Here is a 705-nt window from a genome sequence, read left to right on the forward strand (position 1 = left end):
ACCTTTCCCTCACGGTACTGCTTCACTATCGGTCGCTAGGGAGTATTTAGCCTTACCAGATGGTCCTGGCAGATTCATACGGGGTTTCACGTGCCCCGCACTACTCGGGATCCGTCTCGGAGAGAGCATCATTTCATCTACAGGGCTTTCACCTTGTTTCGCGGGCCTTTCCAGACCTCTTCAACTACGATACTCCTTTGTAACTCCAAAGAGACGTCCCACAACCCCAAAAAGCAAGCTTCTTGGTTTGGGCTGTTCCGCGTTCGCTCGCCGCTACTGACGGAATCACTCTTGTTTTCTTTTCCTGAGGGTACTTAGATGTTTCAGTTCCCCTCGTCTGCCTCTGCACACCCTATGTATTCAGGTGTGAGTAACTGGAGATGAATCCAGTTAGGTTTCCCCATTCGGACATCCCCGGATCACAGCTTGCTTACAGCTCCCCGAAGCTATATCGGTGTTCGCCACGTCCTTCATCGGCTCCTAGCGCCTAGGCATCCACCGTGTGCTCTTAGTAGCTTAACCTAAGTGTTTCTATAAAATAGAAACGGTGTATATTATTTCTCGCCTACTGCTGTTTAACACAGTCGTAGAGAAGAAACATTCTAAAACGCGATGTTTCGTTTTCGGTATCCAGTTTTCAAGGATCAACTTATTAAAAATAATATGGTGGAGCCAAGCGGGATCGAACCGCTGACCTCCTGCGTG

General features: G+C 48.8%; 1 rRNA gene. It reads right to left on the reverse strand.

The features are described 5' to 3' along the window. A 23S ribosomal RNA gene (locus DN394_RS28735) occupies positions 1-522 on the reverse strand; the annotation flags it as partial. Positions 523-705: the final 183 nt, after the last annotated feature.

Origin of the sequence: Bacillus sp. BB081, from assembly GCF_008368895.1 — a bacterium.
Lineage (GTDB): Bacteria > Bacillota > Bacilli > Bacillales > Bacillaceae_G > Bacillus_A > Bacillus_A wiedmannii.